The organism is Peribacillus sp. NPDC096447, assembly GCF_044762725.1.
Taxonomy (GTDB): Bacteria; Bacillota; Bacilli; order Bacillales; family DSM-1321; genus Peribacillus.
The window spans coordinates 758,300-783,728 of the sequence record NZ_JBIWEV010000001.1 but is presented as its reverse complement, the minus strand read 5'-3'; the positions used below and the strand labels follow the sequence as shown (position 1 = coordinate 783,728).

Below are 25,429 nucleotides of genomic sequence, written 5' to 3'. Positions count from 1 at the left end.
AGGAAAAAGCTCGTTCACCAATTTGGCGAACGAGCTTTTTATATCATTTTCTTTTATCAATTCGTACGCACGACCATTACATCACAGTTAGAATGGCGAACGATGCCTTCCGACACGCTGCCGATAAGGAAACGTTCGACTGCGTTAAGGCCTGTTGCACCGCAAACAATTAAGTCGATCGAATGCTTTTTCGCTAAATCCCTTGGAATTTGAACTTTAGGAGAACCATATGCAACTTCTGTTTGGACTTTTGTAATCCCGGAGGCAATGGCTTCCGTTTTATACTTGTCCAATAGCTCATTGGCAAAGGTTTCAGAGTGATCACGGATAGTCATATCATAAGCTTCGACAGTAGGGAAATTCCTTGTATCCACGATGTGTGTGAGCACAAGGGTAGCGTCACTGAGTTTTGCTAAGTATATTGCCTTTTTTAGGGCCCACTCTGCTTCTTCCGAGCCGTCCACTGCTACAAGAATATTTTTATAATCTATACTATTCAAGTGAATCTCCTCCTTCTATTTCATTCCTATTATACTATGATTTACCTAATGGATCTGATTTCAATTGTAACAAATTAGCGAATGTTTATGCCAATAATCTGGAAATCGCAAAATGAAACAATATGATTCCAACCTTATTATGATGTAATGAATCATTGCAGGAACGAAAACCTCTCCTTTTTACCTTATTTGTTTATTTATGGTAGCCTTTAATGTGAGAGGGGAGTTTTTTTCTTTGAGTGTTTCAAAAATAGTAAACTATGCATTATATTCATTCGTGCTTTTGTATGCTTTGATCTATTTCATTTATATTTTTTTCATCAATGCTGTACATGCTTCAATCAGTTTAATGAGTATATCAGCACTGCTGCTTCCATTTATTCTATTACTATTTTTTCAATGGATTTCATGGAAATATACCAATAAGCATTACAAAAGGAAAATTAAAATGAGATTTATAGGCATTTCAAGCCTTGGCTTTGCCCTTCTAGTTTTTTGTGTGGTTCTGTTGGGGGTAAATGAATTTGAATCAAGCTTCACTGCTGAAAGATGGTTAAATGATGATGAAGGAAGAGTATATCTGGTAGATGATTTAATGAATGAACATGAAGTGATAGGCATGACAAAAGATGAAGTGTTCACGCTTTTAGGGTCTCCAACAGAAACGGAATATTTTAAAGAGGAAGATAATGTTGTTTATTATCTCGGTGCCGAGAGGGGAATCATAAGAATAGATAGTGAATGGCTGGTCATTTGGTTTGACGGCAGTGATAAAGCAATGAAGTATGAACTGCGGACCGATTAGTTGAAATGTTGAATAAATACCCCCGTCTTAAATGAAGGCGGGGGTATCCGGTTTTTGTTATATTAATTGGTTAATGTATTATCATTTTATGATTTGCAGGCTCTTCGGGAATTTGGTCAAAACCTCACAGCCGGTATCGGTGATCAATAGATCATCTTCAATCCTGACACCTGCAACATTTGGAACATATATGCCAGGTTCGATGGTATAAACCATTCCAGATTGAAGTTCGAGGGAATTCGTTTCAGTCAAGGATGGATACTCATGGACGCTGATCCCAAGTCCGTGACCGAGCCTGTGCGGGAAGAATTCACCGTATCCCTTATTGCTGATGATGTTTCTGGCCGTCAAGTCTATCTCGGAACAGGATACACCAGGTTTACTGGCTCTAACGGCAGCTTCTTGTGCTTTAAGTACAGTTTCATATATTTCTGCCTGTTTATCATTGATATCTCCGTATGCGACCGTTCTAGTGATGTCAGAGCAGTACCCTTCATGAACGACGCCAAGGTCAAAGAGGACGAGGTCGCCGCGCTGAACCTTCGTATTCCCAGGTGTGCCATGTGGGGAAGCGCCATTTTTACCAGTCAGGACCATGGTGGAGAAAGACATTTGGCTGACTCCGGCCTTTTTCAATTCGAATTCTATCGCTGCAAGGATTTCCATTTCCGTTTTACCTTCATGAATTTCGTTGACACCCACTTCAATCGCAAAGTCGGCAAGGCGGCATGCTTCACGGATTTTGACCATTTCTTCTTCCGACTTGATCATTCGCATCCTTTGAAGTTTTTCTTCTGCGGAAACGAGCTTTGGGGCTCCGAAGTGTTGTTGGACCTTTTCATAACGCTCTACATTCATATGCTCTTTTTCAATGGCCATTTTATGAATGGATAACCCGCGATTCTCCACTGCTTGCTTAACTTTTTCCCATGGATCTTCAATGTCGGTGTAACCGATGATATCCCCATTCCACCCAGCCTGTTTAGCATCCGGGACTTCCATCTGCGGGCAGATAAGGAATGGTTCGGCATTTGCAAAAATGGCAAGTGCCAGCAGTCTTTCATGAGGATCACTAAAAAAACCGCTCAAATAGAAGATGCTCTCTGTAGATGTAAGTAAAGCGGCTTCAGCCTCATTGGCCTGAAGCCAATTTTGTAGTTCTGTCAAACGTTCATTCATGACGATACCTCCATTAATAAGTTATAATTACCTTAGCAATATTTAATAGTATAGTAAATGGGAAAGGCCTAAGAAAGCTACTTAAAAAAATTAGTGGGTATGGGAAGGGAGCATCAAAAATGAAAGTATCTTTTCATGGACATGCAGTTGTAAAGGTCGAAACGAATGGCAAAACGATTTTAATCGATCCGTTCATTACCGGAAACGAATTGACCGACTTGAAGGTGGAAGATGTGAAACCGGATGTGATCATCTTATCACATGGTCATAATGACCACGTCGGTGATACGGTTGAATTGGCCAAAAGGCATGATGCACTTGTCATCGGCATTGCAGAGATGGCCGACTACCTGGGCGCTCAAGGAGTTCGAACACACGGGATGAGCATCGGCGGAGCTTTCGAGTTCGACTTTGGAAAGGTGAAACTGACGCCAGCATTCCATGGAACGGGATTCAATAACGGGGATGGGCAAATCATTTATTTGGGAATGCCTGCTGGCATATTGCTTACGATAGAAGGGAAAACGATCTATCATGCAGGGGATACAGCGGTATTTTCCGATATGAAGCTGATCGGGGAGCGACATCCGATTGACTTGGCATTCCTGCCAATCGGCGACAATTACACCATGGGCCCGGAAGATGCCGCACTTGCAGCGAAATTCCTTCAAGCCAAACAAGTCGTGCCGATTCATTACAATACTTTCCCTGTCATCAAACAGGATCCTAACAAATTCATAGATTTGCTTGAAGAGGGAAATGGACTGATCATGGAAGCCGGGGATGAAATCGAATTATAAAAGAAGCGGGAGCCTGCAGGGCTTCCGTTTTTTTATGTGTACATGTGGGGATGACCGGCCGAAATGACGGGTTTTCCCAGCAGCATTGCCTTTCATGCAGGGGTCATTACAGCCAATCGGAAAGTAAAGTCTCGTTTTGCAGCCAAGTCTTTTTTCCTTTCACAGGCATAAAATGAATAGATGAAAAAAAAGGGGGGATTGGATGAAACAGAGGTTATTACTGTGTTTGCTTCTCTGCGGTGTGATGCTGTATTATGCCGTACCGCGTTTGTCGTTGGAAAGTGGCGGTCTGGAGGGTCTGTTTGCTGGATCCTGGCTGTTGTTTGCATTGTTGGCGGTAGCTGGAAACTTGACGGGCATACTATATTCTCCTAAGAAACAAAAGGTAAAACGACAGCCGGAATACAAAAGGTTGCGCCAATACTAGTAGTTGTTTGATAAACTAGGCTCTTTGACCTTATAATGGAGAATAGGAATACCGTGAAAAGGGTGAAGCGCTTGGCTACAAAGCATGAACAAATATTAAAACATATCGATGGGCTCCCTGTCGGCGAAAAGATTTCCGTCCGACAAATAGCTAAAGCATTGAATGTTAGTGAAGGTACGGCATACCGGGCAATTAAAGAGGCGGAGAACCAGGGCTACGTGAGCTCGATTGAGCGGGTAGGCACGATCCGCATTGAGAAAAAGAAAAAAGAGAATATTGAAAAGCTCACTTTCGCAGAGGTAGTCAATATTGTTGACGGACAAGTTCTGGGCGGGAAAACGGGACTTCATAAGACATTAAATAAATTCGTCATCGGGGCGATGAAGCTGGATGCCATGATGAGATATACGGGTGCAGGAAACCTGCTGATCGTCGGGAACCGTACACAGGCCCACGAGCACGCGTTAAAAGCGGGTGCAGCGGTGCTGATCACCGGGGGGTTCGATACGGAAGAGCCCGTTAAAAGGTTAGCCGATGAATTGGAGATGCCAGTCATCTCAACAAGTTACGATACTTTTACCGTCGCAACGATGATCAATCGGGCAATCTATGACCAATTGATCAAAAAGGAAATCTTGCTGGTGGAGGATATTTTGACACCCGTACAGGAAACGACCTTTTTAACGGTGGGTGACCGGGTTAAGACTTGGCATGAACTGAATCAGGAATCCGGGCATAGCCGTTTCCCTGTAGTCGATGACAATATGAAGGTTCAAGGAATGGTCACATCAAAAGATATCATCGGACAGGAAGAGATGACGCTCATTGATAAGGTGATGACGAAAAACCCGATGACCGTAGGCGATAAAATGAGTGTAGCATCTTCTGCACATATGATGGTTTGGGAAGGGATTGAGTTAATCCCGGTCGTGAATGACAGTCATATCCTCAAGGGTATCGTGAGCAGGCAGGATGTCCTGAAGGCACTGCAAATGAGCCAAAGGCAGCCTCAGGTCGGCGAAACGATCGACGATACGATTACAAGCCAGCTTGTGATGACTTCGAATCGCGGCAAGGGCGAGGAAGTGTATAACTATGGAGTCACTCCGCAGATGACCAATTACCTTGGGACCATTTCAAGCGGTGTGTTCACGACATTGGTCACCGACTCAGCAAATCGTGCACTTCGAAGCTATAAGCGCGGTGACTTGGTCGTGGAAAACATGACGATTTATTTCATCAAGCCAGTCCAGATCGACAGTACGCTTGAAATCCACCCGCGTGTCCTCGATGTAGGACGTAAATTCGGAAAAGTGGATGTTGAAGTGTTTAACCAAGGCAAACTTGTCGGCAAGGCGATGTTGACTTGCCAATTGCTCGACCGATCATGAAAAATCAAAAAGGATAATCGAATTTCGATTATCCTTTTTGATTTGCAGCTTCTTCGATTGCATGCGGCAAATAAAATTTATACATTTTATAGCCGCCCCAAACACTGAATAGGCCAACGAAAATGAAAACGGCAGCAATGATATAAGTGATGGTCGTGTGGAATAGAAAAAGCTGATTGATTCCGAATAGTGCGACAAACGCACCAAGGGCAATGGAAGACTTCCCTGAAATCCACTTTTTCTCCATCGGCATTCTGGTTCGGACCGATTTGATTTTATAAAACAGATAGACCCCTAATGAAAGAACGATCAAGGTGACAAGAATAGGCATCGTTTGAAATTCCCCCAATTTAACATATGTACCTTTTTATTGTAGCGGGAAATGAAAGAGAATGCCACAGTAAACAAGATGAGTCTTCCTATTTCCGCAATTTTTTGATTAAATGAAATATATCATCTTTATTAGGCTCGATAATACATATGTTAAGGGGAGATCTAAATGAAAGCTGAAATATTAGCAGATATAAAGCGTTATGATACTATCATTCTCCATCGTCATGTCCGTCCAGATCCGGACGCTTATGGTTCACAGGGAGGATTGGCGGAAATCCTGAAAGCATCTTTCCCCGAAAAGCGAATTTTTACGGTCGGGAAAGAAGAACCGTCATTGAATTACTTAAGAAGGCTCGATGTGATTTCGGATGAAACATATCAAGGTGCTCTGGTCATCGTTTGTGATACCGCAAATACGGACCGGATTTGTGATGCACGGTACACAACGGGGGATAAACTGATTAAGATCGATCATCATCCCAATGAAGATCCATATGGCGATATGCGCTGGGTCGATACATCGGCAAGTTCGACAAGTGAAATGATTTATGAGTTTTACCAGTTCGGGAAAGAGGAAGGCTTGAAGATGAATGATGAAGCGGCACGCCTTCTATATGCAGGCATTGTTGGCGATACAGGTCGTTTCCTATTCCAAAGTACGACTGAAAAGACATTTGCCTATGCCAGTGAGTTGATTCACTACTCGTTCTCCCGCCCTCAGTTATATAAGGAGATGTATGACGTCGAGGAAAGCATAGTCAGGTTGAATGGCTATGTGCTGCAGCATTTTGAAATCCTTCCATATGGCACAGGGAAAATGATCATCACAAAAGATATACTTGAAAAATTCCATGCTTCTACATCTGAGGCATCTCAGCTCGTTTCCTCACTCGGTTCGATTAAAAATGTTAAGTCATGGGTCTTTTTCATTGAAGAGGATAAAGAAATCAGGGTCCGTTTCCGTTCTAAAGGGCCAATCATCAATACGATTGCCCGTAAATACAACGGCGGAGGCCACCCGTTTGCAGCAGGGGCTTCGATTCATTCCTGGGATGAAGTGGATAATATCCTTGCCGACATGGAAGAGTTGAATAAAGCGGAATGAAAAAATTTAAAGACCAAATCGCATATGATTTGGTCTTTAAATTTGGTAGAAATCAATTAAGCCAACATCTAAGAAGTAGTCCTTTTTAGTTTGATTTCAATATTCATTTTCGTATAAAACATGATCTCGACGACTTCAAGTTGATAGCGCTTTTTATTGATGGTCACGATCTTATTTTCTATCGATTTTTTCAAAAGCACCTTTCCGTTATAGACACTGGCGACATCTTTGGCGAGAAGAGAGGAAAGGTCGTCCTCAATCACATCCTCCGCTTCTGCAATACTCAGCCGATCCAGACTGTATTTTTCATTCGTGATGGTTACTTCCACTTCCTGAATCGTCAGGATTTCCTCGTTTTTCTCGTTCAATTTTTTATAATCCTGCTCCCAAATTGCGATTTCCCCGTTTAAATCCTTGATCTCTTCTCTTTGTTCGTGAAGGGTCCGGATCTGATTCTCCTGCTGGACTCCATGCATATAAAAGAAAATAACCCAGCTGATCAATCCGCCAAGTGCGGCTCCGGCAAAAAAACGCTGCCAGGTGGGAGACCTGTGATAGGGAGGAATTCTCATGGTGAAATATGCTCTTGCGTGAACCAGTTTATGATCAGTGCTCCTGTCTGTGCCCCTCCAAGTGCAGATAGAATCAATAGGACCTGCTTGACTATATCCTTCGTTTCTCCGTGGAAAATACCGCGTTCGAAATTATAGACCATATCAAAAGTACCCCCGATCGCAGCGACAATGGCCCAAATTCGAAGGCTGTCCGACAGCCGGAATACAGTCGTCATCGGGGCTTGTCCTGTAAAAAAAGCCGCGAGGCCCCCGATTATCGAGCCGCCAAGCAATACGCCAAGCGATATGAAAAAGCTGTTGAGAAAGGCGGGAACAAAGGCTTCATTCATATATCATCATCCTTTTTTGCTTGATATTCTTCTATTCCATTTATATGGGAAGTTCAGAGGTAATATGATAGTCGCCGGAAATCAGGAAGTTAAATTGCATTGGTAATGAGAACATATTTTCTTTTTTTGAAATAAACACTATAATGAAAAGAAACATGCCTTACAAAGGTGGGAGAAAAAACGTGTATACTCATCTCCATATTCAGAGCGGATACAGCCTGCTGACAAGTACGGTGAAGATCACTGAACTTGTGGCCAAAGCGAAAGCGGATGGCTGTACAAGTCTTGCCTTAACCGATCGAAATGTTATGTACGGTTCGATCTATTTTTATAAAGAATGCAAGAGACAGGGTATAAAGCCGATCATCGGCATACTTGCGGATGTCCTTGATGAACGGGAATCGCCACATGGACTTCTTTTATTGGCAAAAAGTCTACAAGGATATCAAAACCTGCTTAAAATAAGCAGTGCCATAAAAACGAAATCCCCATCAGGCATTCCGATGAATTGGCTAAAAGCCTATTCCAGGGGTTTGATTGCAATCACACCGGGTGCGGAGGGGCAAATAGAAACGCTATTGAGAGAAGAAAACCCTGAAGAAGCCAAACAGGCAGCAGGGCGATTTCTGCAAATTTTTGGTCATGACAATTTTTATGTATCCATACAGAGACTTTCGATTACGGATGAGGAAAAAGGTAACGAAGCCATAAGTCAGCTGGCGAGAGATTTAGAGATAAAGATTGTCGCGACGAATCCGGTCTATTATTTGAACGAAAGCGATGCACTCGCACAAGAAGTCCTGTTGGCAATTGGAAATGGCGACAAGCTGGCGGATGAGACGCATACGGTTCTTGAATCAGATCAATTTTATTTGAAAAGCCGGGCTCAGATGGCAGAACTATTCCATGACAGACCGGATGCACTCGAAAATACACTACATATTGCCGCGCAATGCAATCTGGAAATTCCATTTCATCGTTCACTGCTGCCTAAGTACCCTACTGAAGATGGAGTCACAGCCGAGGAAATGCTCGAAGCCATCTGTTTCCAAGGGCTGAAGAAAAGATTGCCGGAGCCATCCATTCAATATGAAGAGCGCCTACGATATGAACTGGATGTAATCACCAAGATGAAATTCAGCGATTACTTTTTAATCGTTTGGGATTTCATGAAATTCGCTAAGGACCATCAAATCCTGACTGGTCCTGGAAGGGGCTCTGCCGCCGGATCGATGGTCGCTTATGTCCTGTCGATAACGGATGTCGATCCTATCGAACATTCCTTGCTGTTCGAGCGTTTCCTGAATCCGGAACGTGTCTCGATGCCGGATATCGACATTGATTTTCCGGATAACCGCCGCGAAGAAGTGATTGCCTATGTGGCGAAGAAATACGGGGAACTTCATGTAGCACAAATCATTACATTCGGAACATTGGCTGCCAAGGCTGCGTTAAGGGACACAGGACGTGTTTTCGGCTTGAATTCAAAGGAACAGGAAGCGGTATCGAAAATGATTCCAGGCCGTCTGGGCATCACGCTTCCCGAGGCTTTCAAGGAATCGAAAAGGCTCAGGGAATTCGTTAATGAGAGTGACCTGAATCAAAAACTTTTTCAAACCGCGTTATTGCTTGAAGGTCTGCCTCGCCATGCTTCGACTCATGCTGCCGGCGTCGTCATCAGCGACCAGGCACTGACCGAGCATATTCCGATTCAGGGAGGGCATGACGGAATCCATCTGACTCAATATCCAATGGACCTTCTCGAAGAGCTGGGACTTCTTAAAATGGATTTTCTTGGACTTCGCAATTTAACGCTCATCGATAATATTCTAAATAACATTAAAAAGGGTACGGGGAAAAAGCTCGACTTGTCCCATATCCCGATGGATGACCCCGAGACGCTAGCCCTTTTAGGGAGAGGAGAAACAACCGGGGTGTTTCAATTCGAATCGGATGGCATCCGGAAGGTTTTGATCAAGCTGAAACCGAACCGATTCGAGGATATCGTCGCGGTCAATGCCCTATATCGTCCAGGTCCGATGGAAAATATACCGCTGTTCATCGAGAGAAAACATGGACTGGCTCCGATTGATTACCTTCACGAGGATTTGAAGGATATCCTCGAGCCTACATACGGGGTCATCGTATATCAAGAACAAATCATGCAAATTGCCTCCCGCCTAGCCGGGTTTTCACTAGGGGAGGCTGACCTGCTCCGCCGTGCCGTTTCCAAGAAGAAGAAGGATGTTCTGGATCAAGAGCGGCAGCATTTCGTGAGCGGCTCATTGAAACAAGGATATTCCGAAAAAACGGCAGATGAGATTTATTCCTTGATTGTCCGCTTCGCTAACTACGGATTCAACCGAAGCCATGCGGTGGCGTATAGTTTCATCGCTTATCAGCTTGGTTACTTGAAAACCCACCATCCGGAATATTTCATGGCAGCACTCTTGACATCAGTCGTCGGGAATGATGAAAAGATTTCGCAATATATCCGTGAAGCAAAAAAGAAAGGGATATCGGTTCTGACTCCCTCGATTAACCGGAGCGGATACCCATTTTTACCGGAAAAGGACGGGATCCGTTATAGCCTTGGAGCAATAAAAGGGATAGGCGGTACGGTCCTGAAAGAAATATTTGCTGCGAGGAGGCAGAAGAAGTTCGCTGATTTATTCGATTTCTGTTTGCGCGTTTCAGGGAAAATCGTAAATAGGAAAGTGTTGGAGGCGCTTGTGCATTCAGGTGCATTTGATGAATTCGGTGAAGACCGGGCAACATTGTTGGCGAGCTTGGACGTAGCGATCAATCATACGGAATTGGTTAATCCGGATGATGATCTATTCGATATGTTTTCGGATGGTGAGTTTTCACTCAAACCGAAATACAACCGAGTTGATCCCATCCCTATCGAGCACAAACTCTCATTGGAAAAAAGCGCCTTGGGGCTTTACCTGTCGAATCATCCGGTGACAAGCTACAGAGAACTTTTTCAGCACTTCGGCTGCTTGACCATAGATGAAGCTACCGATAAAAAGGAATCAAAAGTCTTACTTGGCGCATACATTACGTCGGTTAAAACAATAAGGACAAAAAAGGGCGATGTGATGGCTTTCTTGAGCGTTAGTGATGAAGAGGGGGATATTGAAGCGGTCGTTTTTCCAAATGTTTATAAAAACCACTCTGCCGACTTGAATCATGGACAACTCGTTATGCTGCAAGGAACATTGGAAGAGCGGGATGGAAAAACACAGCTCCTGATCAGGAACGTATACCCGCTTGAAAAAGTGAAGCAGATGAAAGAGGAACAAAACGGAACGATATTCCTGAAAATTGAGGCCGGCAAGCAAACGAAGGATACACTGCAAAAAATAAAAAAAATTTTAATGCAGCATAGCGGTGAAACCAAGGTCATGCTTTTTTACGAGAGGGAAAACCGCTATGTACAGCTATCTTATTGGGATTGGGTCAATCCTTCAGATAGTCTGATGCAGGCATTATTTGACTTGGTCGGAAAAGGGAATGTGGTTTACAAGAAAGAATAACTGTTTTACAACTTTAATAGTTATGTTATATTGAAAACAGGCCGCTGTGGTCTGACCACTAGATTTCAGCATATAAGATATGGGTTATCCAATTTGTTTTAGGAGTGAAACTATGACATTAAGAGAAGAAGCATTACATATGCACCGCTTGAATCAAGGGAAATTAGAAACAGTTTCGAAAGTACCGGTAAGGAATGCAGTAGATTTAAGCCTGGCTTATTCTCCTGGTGTCGCAGAACCGTGTAAAGATATTTACGATAAGCCGGAAACCGTCTATGACTATACAATGAAGGGGAATACTGTTGCCGTTATTTCTGATGGAACGGCTGTGTTGGGACTTGGAAACATCGGTCCGGAAGCTGCTATGCCGGTTATGGAAGGAAAAGCCGTTTTATTTAAAAGCTTCGCTGGAGTGGACGCTTTCCCAATCTGTTTAAAAACGACGGATGTGGACAAAATTGTAGAGACCGTTAAATTACTTGAACCGACTTTCGGTGGAGTGAACTTAGAGGACATAGCCGCACCAAATTGTTTTGAAATTGAAGAACGACTCAAGAAAGAAATGAATATCCCTGTTTTTCATGATGATCAGCACGGTACAGCCATTGTTACTGTTGCCGGTCTTGTGAACGCGTTACGACTTGTGAATAAATCAATGTCGGAAATTAAAGTGGTGGCGAATGGAGCAGGCGCTGCGGGCATTGCCATCATTAAATTGCTTTATAGCTATGGAGTTCGTGACATCATCATGTGTGATACGAAGGGTGCCATTTATGAGGGCCGTTCGACAGGTATGAATGATACAAAAGAACAAGTGGCGAAAGTCACCAATCGAAATAAGATTTCAGGACCTCTGGAAACTGTCATTCAAAACGCTGATGTATTTATTGGTGTTTCTGCCGCAGGTGCATTGACAAAAGAAATGGTTTCTTCGATGAATCGGGATGCGATCATTTTCGCGATGGCTAATCCAGATCCGGAAATCATGCCGGAAGATGCGAAAGCAGCGGGTGCCAAGGTTGTAGGAACAGGCCGTTCGGATTTCCCGAATCAGGTCAATAACGTCCTTGCTTTCCCAGGGATTTTCCGCGGTGCCTTGGATGTACGTGCAACACATATCAATGAAAAAATGAAGGTTGCTGCAGTACAAGCCATTGCCGGTTTAATACAGGAACATGAGTTAAACGAAGACTACGTTATCCCTGCTCCATTTGATGAGAGGGTAGCACCTGCCGTTGCGGCTGCTGTTGCCAAGGCAGCGATGGAAACGGGAGTGGCCAGAATTAATGTAGATCCCGAGGAAATTAAAGAAAAAACAAGGAAATTAGCGATCATTGGAAAAAGTGAGGAATAATTAATTTGGCAGGTCGTACATCTTCATCCAAAATTTATCTCGATGTAGTTGAGAGCCTACGTAGCATGATTGAAGCGGACAGCCTCCTGCCGGGAGATAAAATCCCATCAGAACGGGAGTTATCGGATCGTTTTAATGTAGGCCGTTCCTCTGTCCGTGAAGCATTGCGTGCCTTAGAGCTATTAGGATTAATAGAAACAAGGCGTGGTGAAGGGACGTTTATCAGGGATTTCCAGGAGCATAAGCTAGTCGAGCTTCTGGGAACCTTTTTTTTGCAAGATAAAAAAGTACAAGAAGATTTGTCTGAGACGAAAAGGCTGATTGAAATTGACTGTTTGCGGATCGTCGCCTTTTTCGCTACGGCTGAGGACATCAAAAGATTAATGGTCTGGGTCAAAGCGGATGAGTTTCATGATGATGATTTCTTCTTAAGGATTGCCATTTTGAATCGCAATCGATTGCTGGAAAGAATTTGGCGCATTGTCAACAGCTATGCTAGAACATCAGAGATGGTACAGGGTAATGTGAAAAAAGAAGATTATCTGTCACTTCTTACATATTTGCTCGAACGTGATGAAGAAAAAGCCATCGAAACGTATCTTATTAGAATTAGAAATATGTCGAAGGACGAGTGACACCTTTTTACACGATACTAATTTTATTTCTGATATAGTTTGTACCAAGTATCATAAAATAGATAATTGGTGGTAAAGGGAGGATTAAGCTTGCTTAAAGAGCTATTTGCGAAGTCTAAGAAGAAATATGCAACGGTTCCTTTAGATCGGGAGAAACAAGATGTACCAGAAGGAATCATGACAAAGTGCACCGGCTGTAAAAAAATCATGTATACAAAAGAATTGGTGAAAAACAAGAAAGTTTGTTTACATTGCGGGCATCACCATTCGATGTCTTCCCATGAGCGCATCGAATTTTTATTCGACGCCGGCAGTTTTAATGAATTTGATAAAGAAATGATTTCCGTTAACCCGCTTGAATTTCCGGATTACTTGGAAAAATTGGAAAAAGATAGAAAGAAAGCCAAGATTAATGAGGCGGTTGTCACAGGAGTTGGAAGCATCAATGGGTACCAAGTTTCAACAGCCATAATGGATTCGAATTTCCGGATGGGGAGCATGGGATCCGTTGTTGGGGAAAAAATTACCCGTGCCATTGAACGTGCAGGTGAATTGAAGATTCCGTTCATCATATTTACGGCATCAGGCGGCGCTCGGATGCAGGAGGGTGTTTTAAGCTTGATGCAAATGGCAAAGACAAGTGCAGCACTCAAGATATTCAGCAATGAAGGCGGACTGATCATATCAATGATGACCCATCCTACCACAGGTGGGGTTTCGGCCAGTTTCGCGTCACTTGGCGATATTAATCTAGCCGAACCTGGAGCCCTCATTGGTTTTGCGGGAAGAAGGATCATTGAACAGACAATCCATGAAGAGCTTCCTGAAGATTTCCAAACGGCTGAATTCTTGATGAAGCACGGCCAATTGGATGCGGTCGTCAAACGGACGGAAATGAAGGAAACCTTGACGACGATCCTTAAAATCCATGCCCCGGGCGGTGAGTGGTTATGATTTACGAATTGGAGTTCGAGCGTCCCATAACGGACCTGAGAAATAAGATTAAAGAGCTAAAGTCGATTTCGAAGGATGCTGATGTAGACCTTACAGCTGAAATCGAAACATTGGAAAAGCGTTTAGAGAAGCTGGAAGTGGATATTTATAACCATCTTAAACCGTGGGATCGTGTTCAGATTGCCCGGCATCCAGCACGTCCGACGACTCTTGATTACATTCCGCTATTATTCAATGACTTCATCGAGTTTCATGGTGATCGTTATTATGGGGATGATGAAGCGATTGTCGCTGGAATCGCGGAATTTGATGGACTTGCCGTGACGGTCATCGGCCATCAACGAGGTAAGGATACGAAGGAAAACATCCGTCGTAACTTTGGCATGCCCCATCCTGAAGGCTATCGAAAAGCATTGCGTCTGATGAAACAGGCTGAAAAATTCAACCGGCCGATCATTTGTTTCATTGATACGAAGGGAGCTTTCCCTGGTAAAGCTGCTGAAGAGCGCGGGCAAAGTGAAGCCATTGCGAAAAACCTTTTCGAAATGGCAGGGCTGAAGGTACCGGTCATCAGTATAGTCATCGGTGAAGGCGGAAGCGGAGGTGCATTGGCACTTGGCGTCGGAGACCGAATTTTCATGCTTGAGAACTCAACATATTCGGTAATTTCCCCAGAAGGGGCTGCAGCCTTGCTGTGGAAGGATGCCTCCCAGGCTAAGAGGGCTGCGGAATCGATGAAAATCACGGCTCCCGACTTAAACCGCTTAGGAGTCATCGATGAGATCATTCCTGAAGTGAGGGGCGGCGCCCATCGGGATTCGAATTTACAGGCTGAAGCCATCAAGGATATCCTGAAACGTTCATTCAATGAACTTCTGCCATTGAATAGTGATGATCTTATCAACCAGCGTTATATGAAATTCAAGAAAATCGGTGAATATGAATTTGCAAAACAACCTGAGGGAGAACCTAAGGAAGTGGAACAGCATTCATAAACACATTTTGTAAATGGAAAAACGTGCTGCCTGGGGCAACACGTTTTTTCATCCTTTCATGGTCGCATATGTATTCATTACCGAAACGAGTAAAGAATATGGTTTGTGTGTAGAATGTAAACTTTTACGCCATTTTACTTCAATTTCTGAAGAGAATCGGTTAGGCTTATAACATCAAGTAAGCATAAGTGAAACAAGTTACTGCTTATTGAAGCTTGAAAAAGGGTACAATGATATAATGAAGCTTGAAATTGATTAGTGCTGTAGAGAGGTGACATTTATGAAAAGAATAGGTGTATTGACAAGTGGAGGAGATTCTCCAGGCATGAATGCGGCAGTCCGAGCAGTTGTCCGGAAAGCAATTTTTCATGAAATTGAGGTCTTCGGGATTTATCATGGTTATCAGGGTCTAATAAATGGAAATATAAAGAAGCTTGAACTTGGGTCGGTCGGGGATATCATTCATCGAGGCGGCACGATGTTACATACGGCTCGCTGTCCGGAATTTAAGACAGAGGAAGGCCAGCTGAAAGCGATTGAACAATTGAATAAACTTGGTATCGAGGGCATTGTCATAATTGGTGGCGATGGTTCTTACCGAGGAGCGAAAGCTTTAACGGAAAGGGGCTTCCCTTGTATCGGAGTTCCTGGAACAATTGATAATGACATACCGGGTACGGACTTTACGATTGGTTTCGATACGGCCCTGAATACAGTCATCGATGCTATCGATAAAATTCGGGATACGGCTACTTCTCATGAAAGGACTTATGTAGTTGAAGTGATGGGAAGAGATGCCGGCGATATTGCGCTTTGGGCTGGATTGGCTGGCGGAGCTGAAACGATTCTTTGTCCTGAATATGAATATGATATAGATGATTTGATTGGGAAGCTGAACCGCGGACATGACCGAGGGAAAAAGCACAGTATCATCATTGTAGCTGAAGGTGTTGGAAGTGCCGTTGATATCTCCAGGAGAATTGAGGCGAAAGCAGGAATTGAAACCCGTGTAACTGTCCTGGGCCATGTTCAGCGCGGAGGATCTCCATCGGCTAATGACCGGGTATTGGCAAGCCGCCTTGGAGCAAGAGCGGTTGAATTGCTTCTTGAAGGAAAAGGAGGCAGGGCTGTAGGGATAGAACAAAATCAACTTGTTGATTATGATATCATCGAAGCTCTTGCTAAACCGCATACAATTGACAAGAAGATGTATGATTTATCTGCAGAGCTATCGATTTAATCATTATTGATAGGAATTGCTTTTTAAAGAATTGGGTATTTAAATAGAAGACATAAAACACTGCGCCCCTGTCTTCAAAAGGTGGACAGGCGGCGAGTTTTCCTTAAAGGAGGATGACACATGCGTAAAACCAAGATTGTTTGTACGATTGGACCCGCGAGTGAAAGTATAGAAAAGCTGGTTCAATTAATAGAAGCAGGGATGAATGTGGCACGTCTTAACTTTTCTCATGGAAATCATGAAGAACATGCCGCTAGGATCCGCAATATCAGGGAAGCTAGCGAAAAAGCGGGTAAACAGGTTGCCATCCTGTTGGATACAAAAGGACCTGAAATACGGACAAATAATATGGAAAATGATTCCATAGAGCTTGTAGCCGGAAATGACGTCATTATTTCCATGAATGAAGTTCTGGGAACACCTGAAAAATTCTCCATTACCTATGGAGGGCTTCTGCATGATGTCCACCCAGGTTCTAAAATCCTTTTGGATGATGGATTGATCGGTCTTGAAGTGCTGAAGGTAGATGAGGTAAGAAAAGAAATCCATACGAAGATCTTGAATAGCGGTACACTTAAGAACAAAAAAGGCGTGAATGTTCCTGGAGTTTCGGTTAACCTGCCGGGAATAACGGAGAAAGATGAACAGGATATCCTTTTTGGAATCGAACAGGGTATCGACTTTATTGCTGCCTCATTTGTACGCAGGGCTTCCGACGTGCTTGAAGTAAGTGAATTATTGCAGCAAAATGGAGCGGAACATATTCAAATCATCCCTAAAATCGAAAATCAAGAGGGCGTAGACCGTCTTGATGAAATCTTGGAAGTTTCCGATGGATTGATGGTAGCACGTGGAGACTTGGGAGTGGAAATTCCTGCAGAAGAAGTGCCATTAGTCCAAAAACAAATGATCAAAAAATGTAATAATGCCGGAAAACCAGTCATAACGGCTACACAAATGCTCGATTCGATGCAGCGTAACCCAAGGCCGACCCGTGCAGAAGCAAGTGACGTGGCCAATGCCATATTTGATGGAACGGATGCAATCATGCTTTCTGGCGAAACAGCTGCTGGAACCTATCCTGTCGAAGCGGTGCAAACGATGCATAACATAGCTTCACGTGCTGAAACTGCCCTTGATTATCGGGATATATTATCAGTCAGAAGCAAAGTGAACCGTCATAATGTCACTGATGCTATTGGTCAATCCGTTGCCCATACCGCGCTTAATCTTAATGCCGGGGCAATCATCACCCCTACGGAAAGCGGTCATACGGCAAGAATGATTTCCAAATACCGCCCTAAAGCACCGATCATTGCGGTTACATCCAATGATCATGTTTCAAGACGGCTTGCATTGGCTTGGGGAGTCTATCCGCAGATTGGTCCAAAAGCGACGACTACCGATGAAATGCTTCAAACCGCAATAGATGAAAGCTTGCATTCTGGCTTAGTTTCCCATGGGGATTTAGTCGTCATTACAGCCGGTGTTCCTGTAGGTGAAACAGGTACGACTAACTTGATGAAAATTCATGTGTTAGGAGAGGTTCTTTTGAAGGCTCAAGGAATCGGCAGGAAATCAGCTAAAGGTGAAGTGGTTATAGCTAAGAATGCCAAGGAAGCTTTGGAAAAAGTGACGGAAGGCTCTGTATTGGTTACGATCGGTTCGGACCGCGAAATGATGCCGGCGATTGAAAAGTGTGCGGCATTGATTACGGAAGAAGGCGGTTTGACAAGCCATGCAGCTGTTGTAGGAGTCACATTGGGCATACCGGTCATCGTTGGGGCGGAGGACGCGACCAAGGTTTTCACGGATGGTCAAAGAATAACAGTCGATGCAGGTCGTGGAGTTATTTATGATGGACATGCCAACGTTTTGTAAAACGAAATTTTGGCTGATTCCGTGCCGATGAGGTAAGATGGATGTACCGCACCAGAAATGGGCTGTGCAGGAGGAATGTAGGATGAAATATTTTTTAATGTTTATCATTGCGATGCCGGTCGTTGAAATTATTGTCCTTTTGCTGTCAGGCAATCTCATTGGTTTTTGGCCAACGCTGTTCCTGATTGTAGCTACAGGCTTGATCGGAGCCTATTTGGCTAAACGGCAAGGGATGGAAACATGGAAAAAGGCACAGGAACAGATTCGTTACGGAATGATGCCAGGAAATGAAATCATCGATGGAATCTGTATCTTTATTGGAGCTGCACTGTTGCTGTCCCCTGGGCTCATCTCGGATATCATGGGATTGATTCTTGTGTTTCCGCCAACCCGGAATCTCCTCAAACCGATTGTCATCCGGTTTATCATGAACAGGATGAATAAAGGGAAAGTTACCATCATTCGGCATAAATAATATAAGGCTGTCTAAAGGCTCAAGCTTTTAGGCAGCCTTTTTGGCCTGGAAAAAAGGTCAATAAAAGCATCCAAGTTTTTATAGGGTGCTTTTTTGATTTACATTAAAATGGGAGTTTCAATGTAAATCGGATTTTCTCTGTTTCACCATTAAATGATGATTTCCATGAGAATGAAATGTGTATAATAACAGGATTTAAAAATTATTAACCCCTTGGAAACATTGGTAAATCAGGCTTTTCCATGCTAAAAAATCTTTTTTTAGATTTTTTAGAAAAAACTGGTGACAAATTTATACAATGTGTTATATAATACAAACAGGAAATAAAACAACTGTATTATAACATAGAAGAGTTGGAAAGGATGTGGAGAGGCAACATGATTACGGAAGCAAAAGGCTTACAAATTACAGGCAGCATTAAGCCAGGATATGAACAAATACTTACAACGGATGCTCTTCAATTCATCGAAAGAATTGAACGGCATTTCAGTGGAAGAAGGGCAGAACTTCTGGAACGGCGGAAAAGCGTTCAGGAAGAACTGAATCAAGGCAAGCTTCCTGATTTTCTTGTAGAAACGAAGCATATTCGTGAAAGTGATTGGACAATTGCACCCCTTCCGAATGATTTGCAGGACCGCAGGGTTGAAATCACTGGACCTGTCGATCGTAAAATGATCATTAATGCCATGAACTCAGGTGCCAATGTATTCATGGCGGACTTTGAAGATGCCAATTCACCCACTTGGGAGAATTGCATTGATGGTCAATTGAATCTGCGCGATGCAATCCGCGGAAACATTTCATTTAAAAATCCAAATGGCAAAGTGTATGAATTAAATAAAAGAACAGCTGTCCTAAAGGTAAGGCCGCGCGGCTGGCATTTAGAGGAAAAACATGTCCTTTTGGATGGACAGCCTATATCAGCCAGCATTTTTGACTTTGGACTGTACTTTTACCACAATGCAAAAGCATTGATTGAAAAACAAAGCGGTCCATACTTTTACTTACCAAAAATGGAAAGCCATCTCGAAGCAAGATTATGGAATGAAATATTCGTATATGCACAGAACGATTTGAGAATTCCGCAAGGAACCATCAAGGCAACGGTCTTGATAGAAACGATTCTTGCTGCATTCGAAATGGATGAAATTCTGTACGAGCTGAAAGAACATTCGGCAGGCCTGAACTGTGGCCGCTGGGATTATATCTTTAGTTTCCTGAAAAAATTCCGTCACTCGGATGATGTTATCTTCCCAGACAGGCAGCAGGTCACGATGACCGTCCCGAATATGAGGGCATATTCGCTGCTGGCAATCAAAACATGTCACACTCGGAATGCTCCTGCAATTGGCGGGATGGCCGCGCAAATTCCTGTTAAAAATGATCCGGTTAAGAACGATGAGGCTTTTGCGAAAGTAAGGGCAGATAAAGAACGCGAAGCAAGAGACGGTCATGATGGAACATGGGTTGCCCACCCAGGTATGGTAAGCACGGCAAAAGAGGTTTTTGACCTGATCGTCCCAAAACCGAATCAAATTTTCCGAAAACGGGAAGATGTCCATGTAACAGCTCAAGAGCTGCTTGCTGTACCGGAAGGAACGATTACAGAGGCAGGATTAAGGACGAATATTAACGTAGGCATCCAATATATCGCCTCTTGGCTAAGCGGCAGAGGTGCGGCACCCATCAATAACTTAATGGAAGATGCTGCAACCGCTGAAATTTCAAGGGCTCAAGTCTGGCAATGGATCCGTCATCCAAAAGGCATTCTCGAAGATGGCAGGAAAATAACCGAGGAATTATTCCATCAAATCAAGCAAGAAGAATTGGCGGTCATTAAATCGGAAGTAGGGGAAGAAACTTTCATATCAGGAAAGTTTCAAGAGTCTACTAAACTATTTGAACAATTGATTGAAGCGGATGACTTTGCAGATTTCTTAACCAACGCGGCATACGAAAAATTATCTTAATATTCAAAAAAATATAATATAAATTAGGAGGAAATAATGATGATGAATGAGAGAGCGCAAAAATTACAACAAAGCTGGGAAAATGACTCACGGTGGACTGGAATCAAGCGTCCTTATACGGCAGAAGAAGTTATTAAACTAAGGGGTTCCATCGATATTGAACAAACATTGGCACGCCGTGGTTCTGAAAAACTATGGAATCTATTAAATACAGAGGATTTCATCAATGCATTAGGAGCATTGACTGGTAACCAAGCCATGCAGCAGGTGAAAGCTGGTTTAAAAGCAATCTACTTAAGCGGCTGGCAAGTGGCGGCAGATGCTAACATCGCAGGGCAAATGTACCCTGACCAAAGTTTATATCCAGCCAACTCCGTACCGCAAGTGGTTAAACGCATTAATCAGACACTTCAGCGTGCAGACCAAATCAGCTTTGCTGAAGGAAAAGATGATATCGATTGGTTCGCTCCAATCGTGGCAGATGCTGAAGCAGGCTTTGGCGGTTCCCTTAACGTCTTCGAATTAATGAAAGGCATGATCGAAGCAGGAGCGGCAGGCGTTCACTTTGAAGACCAGCTTTCTTCCGAGAAAAAATGTGGTCACCTAGGCGGTAAAGTCCTTCTTCCAACCCAAACGGCGGTACGTAATTTAGTTTCCGCCCGATTGGCAGCCGACGTAATGGGTACACCGACTATCTTGATTGCCCGTACGGATGCTGATGCAGCAGATTTGATCACTGATGATATTGATCCGGTCGATGCACCATTCATCACGGGTGAAAGGACTCCAGAAGGATTCTACCGCACGAACGCAGGTCTTGACCAGGCAATTGCAAGAGGTCTTGCTTATGCTCCATATGCCGACCTTATCTGGTGTGAGACTTCTGAACCTAATCTAGCGGATGCTCGCCGGTTTGCCGAAGCGATCCATGCAGAGTTCCCGGGCAAACTGCTTGCTTACAATTGTTCACCATCATTTAACTGGAAAGCGAAATTAAGTGATGAAGAGATTGCCAATTATCAAGTGGAATTGGGTAAATTGGGTTACAAATTCCAATTCGTTACACTTGCAGGCTTCCACTCATTGAACCATAGCATGTTCAATCTTGCTCTTGGTTATAAAGACCGCGGCATGGCTGCTTACTCAGAACTTCAACAAGCGGAGTTCGCTAGTGAGCCCGACGGCTATACAGCAACACGTCATCAGCGTGAAGTGGGAACTGGTTACTTTGATGAAGTGGCACAAGTCGTTTCTGGTGGAACATCATCCACAACAGCACTTGCAGGTTCCACTGAAACAGAACAATTCGAGACGTCAAAATAATTTAGCTTAAAACCAAAGATCCGCCTTGTACCCGAGGCGGATTTTTAAATGGAAATCGGTGAATGCTAAGGATATTCGTGATCGACTTAAGTGGTTTTCTTTGTATCCCCGATGATGAAAGTCCATATGGCCTTGAAGACATTTGCACGCTGAAGTGTATTGAATATGACAAGCACTACCGGTCCTGCAATCAGACCTAGGAAACCGATCAATTTGAAGCCGATGAACAAGGCGATGAGAGTGGCAAGCGGATCCAAACCAATACTGGAAGAAAGTACTTTTGGCTCTATTAGCTGACGTTGGACAACGACGATTATGTAAAGGACGGACAAACCGATTGCTAGACTTGTATTACCGGCGATGAATTCAAAGATGATCCATGGAATGAAAATCGTACCTGTCCCTAAATAGGGGATGATATCGACCAGCCCGCATATCAGGGCAATGGTAATTGAATAATTCACCCCTAAAATAAGAAATCCGATTAAAATCGTGACAGTCGTCAATGAAACAAGAGTGAATTGTGCCCGGATAAACCCGAACAAAGCCCTTTTTAAATCCTTGAATAAACGCTTTGCACCCGCAAAAATCTTATCAGGCAACACTTTTCCGGTCATTCGGCCAAAGGTATCCCAATCTTTGCTGATGAAGAAAGTGCCCAGCAGGGTAAAAAGGAGTGCTGTTGCTGTAGTTGGAAACCATCCAATGATTGTGGGGATGTTCTTCAAGAAAGTTTGAATGAAGCCGCTTACTCCGGTAGTGATGGACTCACCGATATTTTGGATATTCTTGAGGACAGTGTCTTGCTGTTCGATATCCAAATTATTGAACATGGCAGCTATTTGATTATATAAAGGGATGACGGTGGTCGCGATGTATGTTTCTATATAATCCACGATGGTTTCAATGTGTTTCGGGATGACTCCGGCAAGGTAATTGGTTCCTGAAATGATCTCGGCAACCAGTAAGGTGATAAGACCTGCAAATAAAAGGAAAATGAGTAACAGGGAAACGAATACAGCCAATCCTCGGGGCAGCCTCCCTTTCCTTTCGAAAAAAGTGACCAGGGGATTCATCAAGAAAGCGATTATCATGGCGATGATGAATGGATATGTATATTTAGATAAATAAAACACGGCAATGCCGCCTAAAATTACCCCTCCAACGACCAGTAAAGAGCGAATGAAACGATACATATATACCGGATTCAAGTCATATCCTCCTTCAATCATAAAGTTTGTATTATAATTGTAACGATGATGGAAAAGAAAGGAAAGATTCTTTCATCTTTCGGCTTAACTTTTTTCGCCGATGCATCGTTCCATAAATCATTTTTCTCCTAGGAAACAAGGGAGTTTGTTATGTTAAAATAACAAAAAAAGAAAGGAAGAAGGTGAAGGGATTATGATCAACGGTCCTGTCGTATTTTTAATTCTGCTTGCTGCAATCGGTTGGTTTGGGAAAAATACCTCACTGATCATGGCTGCGGGTTTTCTTTTAATCATGAAACTGATTGGCCTTGATGCCAAAGTGTTTCCATACCTGGAAGCGAAAGGAATCAACCTGGGCGTTACAATCATTACGATTTCCGTACTCATACCAATAGCAAACGGAGCGATAGGTTTCAAGGAACTAGGAGACGCAATAAAATCTCCTTATGCCTGGATTGCGCTTGCATCTGGAATAGCCGTTGCGCTCATAGCAAAAAATGGGATTACGCTCCTATCACATGATCCGCACATTACCACGGCTCTTGTTTTTGGGACGATTCTTGCGGTCGCATTATTCAAAGGTGTGGCTGTCGGTCCGTTAATCGGGGCGGGAATTGCTTATTTATGCATGCAGATCTTCAATTTCTTTAAATGAAGCGAGTGGCTAAGGGTAGAAAAGTCCGTCAGTTCAGGGAATATAAATTTTCTATTTAATGTTTCATTTATTCTGCTTTGAGGCAAATTTTCAAATAAACCGTTATGAATCACATTAAAATAAGCAAGAGAATATGTAGCTAATTTTTCTAATAAAATAATAATTTTTTCACATTTTAAGTGCTTTTCATTCCCAAAAAAGTGTTTATTGTTTATAATAATCATGTAACTGCTCTGATTTATTAAAATTGGGATTCAGAATATCATTGATATTTTTGAGGAATCTTAAAAAAAAGATGTAGTTATTGAGCAAGCGCTCACTAGGAATAGCTACAAGCATTATTTTTAGAATTTCGTATTAAAGATTATCGTACATTTTATATTGTTGGGGTCATATTCTGTGAACGCTTCCAATATAAGGTGTATGTCTTCTGCTAAAAAATAGATGGTTGTTTACAAAAGCTAATTTCTTGGAAGCGCTACATTTATACGCTAATAGCAAGGGCATAGGGGAATATCTAGGAAAAGGAGAGATTTAGTATGACAGCAACAAAAGGTCTTGAAGGTGTGGTAGCAACAACTTCATCAGTAAGCTCCATTATCGATGACACATTAACGTATGTAGGTTATGACATCGATGATTTGGCTTCAAACGCAACATTCGAGGAAGTAATCTATCTTTTATGGCACGGAGCTCTTCCGAACAAAAGCCAACTAGAAGAATTAACTAAACAACTTGCTGAAAATGCTGAAATTCCAGCTGAAGTGGTTAATCACTTCAAAACATACCCAATTGATAAAGTACATCCAATGGGAGCTCTTCGCACTGCAGTATCTCTTCTTGGTCTTTATGATGAAGAAGCAGATGTAATGAGTGAAGACGCTAACTATCGTAAAGCAATCCGCATCCAAGCAAAAATCCCTACATTGGTAACAACTTTCGCTCGCGTCCGTCAAGGGAAAGAAGCTGTTGCTCCACGTACAGATTTAAGCTTTGCTGCTAACTTCTTATATATGTTAAGCGGTAACGAACCAACGGCAATCGAAGAAGAAGCATTCAACAAAGCATTGGTTCTTCATGCTGACCATGAATTAAACGCTTCTACATTCACTGCACGCGTTTGTGTGGCTACATTAGCTGATATCTATTCTGGTGTAACTGCTGCCATCGGCGCTTTAAAAGGCCCACTTCACGGCGGAGCTAACGAACAAGTCATGAAAATGCTTACAGAAATTGGTTCAGTTGATAACGTTGAGCCATATATCAACGAAAAATTAGCCAATAAAGAAAAAATCATGGGCTTTGGCCACCGTGTATACCGTAAAGGTGATCCTCGTGCTAAACACCTTAAAGAAATGTCACAAAAACTGACTGAACTTACTGGACAACCGCAATATTATGATATGTCCATCAAAATTCATGAAATCGTAACCGGTCAAAAAAACCTTCCGCCGAACGTGGATTTCTATTCTGCTTCCGTATACCATAGTTTAGGTATCGAGCATGACCTATTTACACCAATCTTTGCTGTAAGCCGTGCTTCAGGCTGGATCGCTCATATCCTTGAGCAATATTCAAACAACCGCCTTATCCGTCCGCGTGCAGAGTATGTTGGACCAGGTATGCAAAAATACGTACCGATTGAAAACCGCTAATTAAAAGTTTTTTTGAAAAATCATTTTTTATTTCATCGAATTTGTAGTAAATTAATAGATGTGAGTAAAAAAGGTTAGTGGTTCTGCCTTATTTA

General features: G+C 42.9%; 23 protein-coding genes. 17 read left to right on the top strand and 6 right to left on the bottom strand.

The features are described from left to right. Window positions 1-56: 56 nt before the first annotated feature. The gene (locus tag ACIQZD_RS03885; RefSeq protein ID WP_133350611.1) at window positions 57-491 is read right to left on the bottom strand and encodes a universal stress protein; all 435 of its coding nucleotides are present in this window, start codon (window positions 489-491) and stop codon (window positions 57-59) included. A gap of 244 nt (window positions 492-735) precedes the next feature. Between ACIQZD_RS03885 and ACIQZD_RS03880 the strand changes: the two genes are divergently transcribed. Further along, entirely contained in the window at window positions 736-1,305 is a 570-nt protein-coding gene (locus tag ACIQZD_RS03880; protein ID WP_402898382.1) for a hypothetical protein, read from the top strand. An 81-nt stretch (window positions 1,306-1,386) separates the two neighbouring features. Here the strand turns inward: ACIQZD_RS03880 and ACIQZD_RS03875 are convergent, their stop codons facing one another. Then, window positions 1,387-2,484 (bottom strand): M24 family metallopeptidase, encoded by a 1,098-nt coding sequence (locus ACIQZD_RS03875; protein WP_402898379.1) that lies wholly within the window; start codon window positions 2,482-2,484, stop codon window positions 1,387-1,389. Between the two features lie 119 nt (window positions 2,485-2,603). On the opposite strand from ACIQZD_RS03875, the gene ACIQZD_RS03870 reads away from it, so the two are divergent. The 3 genes from ACIQZD_RS03870 (at window position 2,604) to ACIQZD_RS03860 (ending at window position 5,102) form a co-directional block, all read left to right on the top strand. Then, complete coding sequence (locus tag ACIQZD_RS03870) at window positions 2,604-3,284, top strand: metal-dependent hydrolase (RefSeq protein WP_402898376.1); 681 nt, start codon at window positions 2,604-2,606, stop codon at window positions 3,282-3,284. 202 nt (window positions 3,285-3,486) lie between these two features. Then, entirely contained in the window at window positions 3,487-3,711 is a 225-nt protein-coding gene (locus ACIQZD_RS03865) for a hypothetical protein (RefSeq protein WP_034309145.1), read from the top strand. Window positions 3,712-3,782: 71 nt separating this feature from the next. Next, window positions 3,783-5,102, top strand: coding sequence for a DRTGG domain-containing protein (locus ACIQZD_RS03860; protein ID WP_402898372.1), 1,320 nt, complete (start codon window positions 3,783-3,785; stop codon window positions 5,100-5,102). A gap of 28 nt (window positions 5,103-5,130) precedes the next feature. On the opposite strand, the gene ACIQZD_RS03855 is transcribed toward ACIQZD_RS03860, so the two are convergent. After that, window positions 5,131-5,433 (bottom strand): YtpI family protein, encoded by a 303-nt coding sequence (locus ACIQZD_RS03855; RefSeq protein ID WP_076364735.1) that lies wholly within the window; start codon window positions 5,431-5,433, stop codon window positions 5,131-5,133. A gap of 168 nt (window positions 5,434-5,601) precedes the next feature. Here ACIQZD_RS03855 and ACIQZD_RS03850 point away from each other — a divergent pair, with 168 nt between their 5' ends. After that, a complete protein-coding gene (locus tag ACIQZD_RS03850) occupies window positions 5,602-6,540 on the top strand; it encodes a DHH family phosphoesterase (protein ID WP_402898368.1) in 939 nt (312 codons plus the stop codon). A 68-nt stretch (window positions 6,541-6,608) separates the two neighbouring features. Here ACIQZD_RS03850 and ytrI read toward each other — a convergent pair whose 3' ends face one another. Together ytrI and ytrH are read right to left on the bottom strand one after the other, a co-directional pair. Next, a complete protein-coding gene (gene ytrI, locus ACIQZD_RS03845; RefSeq protein WP_402898365.1) occupies window positions 6,609-7,112 on the bottom strand; it encodes a sporulation membrane protein YtrI in 504 nt (167 codons plus the stop codon). Next, entirely contained in the window at window positions 7,109-7,444 is a 336-nt protein-coding gene (ytrH, locus tag ACIQZD_RS03840) for a sporulation membrane protein YtrH (protein ID WP_034309135.1), read from the bottom strand. The genes ytrI and ytrH overlap by 4 nt, the downstream gene beginning before the upstream one ends. 182 nt (window positions 7,445-7,626) lie before the next feature. On the opposite strand from ytrH, the gene dnaE reads away from it, so the two are divergent. The 10 genes from dnaE (at window position 7,627) to aceA (ending at window position 21,813) form a co-directional block, all read left to right on the top strand. Beyond that, a complete protein-coding gene (gene dnaE / locus ACIQZD_RS03835; RefSeq protein ID WP_402898362.1) occupies window positions 7,627-10,986 on the top strand; it encodes a DNA polymerase III subunit alpha in 3,360 nt (1,119 codons plus the stop codon). A 112-nt stretch (window positions 10,987-11,098) separates the two neighbouring features. Beyond that, a complete protein-coding gene (gene ystJ, locus ACIQZD_RS03830) occupies window positions 11,099-12,340 on the top strand; it encodes an NADP-dependent malic enzyme (protein ID WP_402898359.1) in 1,242 nt (413 codons plus the stop codon). A 5-nt stretch (window positions 12,341-12,345) separates the two neighbouring features. Continuing rightward, complete coding sequence (locus ACIQZD_RS03825; protein WP_101222915.1) at window positions 12,346-12,975, top strand: FadR/GntR family transcriptional regulator; 630 nt, start codon at window positions 12,346-12,348, stop codon at window positions 12,973-12,975. A gap of 90 nt (window positions 12,976-13,065) precedes the next feature. Beyond that, window positions 13,066-13,929, top strand: a complete 864-nt coding sequence (accD, locus tag ACIQZD_RS03820; protein ID WP_101222914.1) for an acetyl-CoA carboxylase, carboxyltransferase subunit beta — start codon at window positions 13,066-13,068, stop codon at window positions 13,927-13,929. Then, entirely contained in the window at window positions 13,926-14,924 is a 999-nt protein-coding gene (gene accA, locus ACIQZD_RS03815; RefSeq protein ID WP_076364750.1) for an acetyl-CoA carboxylase carboxyl transferase subunit alpha, read from the top strand. The genes accD and accA overlap by 4 nt, the downstream gene beginning before the upstream one ends. A gap of 280 nt (window positions 14,925-15,204) precedes the next feature. Next, window positions 15,205-16,164, top strand: coding sequence for a 6-phosphofructokinase (pfkA, locus tag ACIQZD_RS03810; protein WP_402898353.1), 960 nt, complete (start codon window positions 15,205-15,207; stop codon window positions 16,162-16,164). A gap of 120 nt (window positions 16,165-16,284) precedes the next feature. After that, window positions 16,285-18,045, top strand: coding sequence for a pyruvate kinase (gene pyk, locus ACIQZD_RS03805; protein ID WP_137018175.1), 1,761 nt, complete (start codon window positions 16,285-16,287; stop codon window positions 18,043-18,045). 82 nt (window positions 18,046-18,127) lie between these two features. Next, window positions 18,128-18,520: an FxsA family protein gene (locus ACIQZD_RS03800; RefSeq protein ID WP_034309123.1), complete on the top strand. Its 393-nt coding sequence runs from the start codon at window positions 18,128-18,130 to the stop codon at window positions 18,518-18,520. Window positions 18,521-18,897: 377 nt separating this feature from the next. Continuing rightward, window positions 18,898-20,490: a malate synthase A gene (gene aceB / locus ACIQZD_RS03795; RefSeq protein ID WP_402898348.1), complete on the top strand. Its 1,593-nt coding sequence runs from the start codon at window positions 18,898-18,900 to the stop codon at window positions 20,488-20,490. Between the two features lie 39 nt (window positions 20,491-20,529). Next, on the top strand, window positions 20,530-21,813 hold the full coding sequence (aceA, locus tag ACIQZD_RS03790; RefSeq protein ID WP_101222909.1) for an isocitrate lyase: 1,284 nt from the start codon (window positions 20,530-20,532) through the stop codon (window positions 21,811-21,813). Window positions 21,814-21,899: 86 nt separating this feature from the next. Here the strand turns inward: aceA and ytvI are convergent, their stop codons facing one another. Further along, the gene (ytvI, locus tag ACIQZD_RS03785; RefSeq protein WP_402898344.1) at window positions 21,900-23,024 is read right to left on the bottom strand and encodes a sporulation integral membrane protein YtvI; all 1,125 of its coding nucleotides are present in this window, start codon (window positions 23,022-23,024) and stop codon (window positions 21,900-21,902) included. Window positions 23,025-23,217: 193 nt separating this feature from the next. Here ytvI and ACIQZD_RS03780 point away from each other — a divergent pair, with 193 nt between their 5' ends. Further along, complete coding sequence (locus ACIQZD_RS03780) at window positions 23,218-23,679, top strand: DUF441 domain-containing protein (RefSeq protein ID WP_101222907.1); 462 nt, start codon at window positions 23,218-23,220, stop codon at window positions 23,677-23,679. Between the two features lie 539 nt (window positions 23,680-24,218). Then, entirely contained in the window at window positions 24,219-25,334 is a 1,116-nt protein-coding gene (gene citZ, locus ACIQZD_RS03775) for a citrate synthase (protein WP_095390768.1), read from the top strand. The last annotated feature ends 95 nt before the right edge of the window (window positions 25,335-25,429 follow it).